Here is a 1,938-nt window from a genome sequence, read left to right as displayed (position 1 = left end):
AATGCTATTAGCGTTTTAGATTGTACTCTTTATATGTAATCGTACCGAGGTATTCACTTTCGTAGTGGTTGGTGAATACTTCTTTTTTTGTGTCCAATTCATATTGTTTTATAATCTGTTCCGCTTCATAATCTTTATATTCTAACGGTCTTTCTAAGCCTTTTGAACAAAGGTATATCTTTTTACCCTTAAAGAACTCAATAGCGACGTTTTTAGTCATGTATTTGATTATATATGCCCCTACGTTGTCAACGTGGTCTAATTGCTTTATATCAACAAATCCATGCTTCCAAATCTTTTCTCCTAGCAATCTTTCATTCTCTCTTATTTCATCCTCATACAACAGGTTTTTCTTCCAATCACATATCATATGGTAATGAATCCTTCCAGACTTATGAAACTCTCTTACAGCTATGTATTTTAGCTTTGTATCAAACTTATAATTGAATCTCATAACAAACTTTTTAAATAGCTTGTCCGTATATGAAACATCTCTCAATTGTTCTTCAGTAAATCTTTTTGGATCAAACGTCAAAGTCAAAAATTTATCACCTGATTCGAAGTTCATCAAAGCTAACCTTCTAGTTGTATTTCTAGCGTCTCTTACAGTTTGTTTCCGTCTATGTAACGTTCTATCTTCTTTAGGTTCTAGTTTCGTATTTTCATAGTCAAAAGGGTCAAAATCATCCTTGCTTTTAAAATCACCAACAACAGGCATTTTTTCATACTCATAAATTTCAATTACATGATTTGTAACTATGATTTTTCGATACTTTTTTGGTGGATTTTCCAGCATTTTCGCCCCCTACTTTTTCCGCCTTCTATTATTTTTCTGCTAACTATGTGCTACAATCAAGTTATTAAGAGAGAGCTATCCCTTATAATATTTATTCAACTCTTTTATAGCGTCCTCAATGCATTCAATAGCTTTCCGATCTATATCTTCTGGCTTATTATCCTCGAATACATCTATCCATCTTCTAAGACTATCAATCACATGCTCCATTTTTCAACCTCCTACATTTCCAAATCTGTTATATAATCCTTTTTATTCAACTGTAAATGCCACATTAAATTACTTACATACTCCTTATATGCTTCATATGTCATAAATACATGATAACGCCTTTCGAATGGTGTTTTAAACTCCACATGATAATCCTTACCTTGCTTATGGCTTGAAATTTCGTACATGATTACTAACCTCCTAGTTTTTATTCTTTAGCCACCGTTACAAGTGAACCTATCCCGACCTTGACACCGGGGCCCTGTACCCTTTGAAACCCGTAAGCCTTGTTGGGGAGAAATGCACTCCCCACCACCCTAACGGGACAGCTTACCAAAGGATACCTCCCAGTATCAAGGCACCGCTTCGCTCGGTCTAGGATCACTTTCCACTAGGCAGCTGTTTTTCTATCATTTCTAGCTTTTCCATTATTGCACCCATGTTTGACATGCTTTTCATAGCCTCTTTTTGCTGATAATAATTTTCTATTGCTAACATCACTATTGTGCTTTTTGGTGTGCCAGTTTCTTTTGACTGCTTGTCTAACCAATCATTAACGGTACTTGAAATACGAGTATTAACTCTTACCATTTGAGCCATTTTAACAACTCCTTATGTATCAATTTATATCCACATTAGCACAGTATAGACACCAATTCAAGACTTTTATGCAAATTAAATAGGCGTGTCGGTACGGTTGCCAGGCCAGGGAACCCCCTGCAGAGCAGTGCCCCCTTGTCCTAGCAATCCGTATCCGATACGCCAACATAGATTGCTATATCGTGTTTGATTTGATGTTATATCATGCTATAATGCTATTAGCGTTTTAGATTGTACTCTTTATATGTAATCGTACCGAGGTATTCACTTTCGTAGTGGTTGGTGAATACTTCTTTTTTTGTGTCCAATTCATATTGTTTTATAATCTGTTC

The 1,938-nt window shown here is 35.6% G+C and carries 4 protein-coding genes; all 4 read right to left on the bottom strand.

What is annotated here, in order from left to right:
• Nucleotides 1-7: 7 nt before the first annotated feature.
• The 4 genes from D8M05_RS19935 to D8M05_RS19930 all read right to left on the bottom strand — a co-directional run bounded on the left by D8M05_RS19935 (nucleotide 8) and on the right by D8M05_RS19930 (nucleotide 1,606).
• On the bottom strand, nucleotides 8-796 hold the full coding sequence (locus D8M05_RS19935) for a rolling circle replication-associated protein (RefSeq protein ID WP_121134867.1): 789 nt from the start codon (nucleotides 794-796) through the stop codon (nucleotides 8-10).
• A 75-nt stretch (nucleotides 797-871) separates the two neighbouring features.
• A complete protein-coding gene (locus D8M05_RS20820; RefSeq protein WP_281271946.1) occupies nucleotides 872-1,006 on the bottom strand; it encodes a hypothetical protein in 135 nt (44 codons plus the stop codon).
• Between the two features lie 11 nt (nucleotides 1,007-1,017).
• Entirely contained in the window at nucleotides 1,018-1,194 is a 177-nt protein-coding gene (locus D8M05_RS20370) for a hypothetical protein (RefSeq protein WP_183072879.1), read from the bottom strand.
• A 193-nt stretch (nucleotides 1,195-1,387) separates the two neighbouring features.
• Entirely contained in the window at nucleotides 1,388-1,606 is a 219-nt protein-coding gene (locus D8M05_RS19930; RefSeq protein WP_121134865.1) for a hypothetical protein, read from the bottom strand.
• Nucleotides 1,607-1,938 lie beyond the last annotated feature (332 nt).

The organism is Oceanobacillus bengalensis, assembly GCF_003628445.1.
Classification (GTDB): Bacteria; Bacillota; Bacilli; order Bacillales; family Amphibacillaceae; genus Oceanobacillus; species Oceanobacillus bengalensis.
This window is presented reverse-complemented; position numbering and strand designations above follow the sequence as displayed.

Excerpts from the sequence above, each read along its gene's own strand:
- D8M05_RS19935 (WP_121134867.1), bottom strand. The coding sequence starts at position 796 with ATGCTGGAAAATCCACCAAAAAAGTATCGAAAAATCATAGTTACAAAT.
- D8M05_RS20820 (WP_281271946.1), bottom strand. The coding sequence starts at position 1,006 with ATGGAGCATGTGATTGATAGTCTTAGAAGATGGATAGATGTATTCGAG.
- D8M05_RS20370 (WP_183072879.1), bottom strand. The coding sequence starts at position 1,194 with ATGTACGAAATTTCAAGCCATAAGCAAGGTAAGGATTATCATGTGGAG.
- D8M05_RS19930 (WP_121134865.1), bottom strand. The coding sequence starts at position 1,606 with ATGGCTCAAATGGTAAGAGTTAATACTCGTATTTCAAGTACCGTTAAT.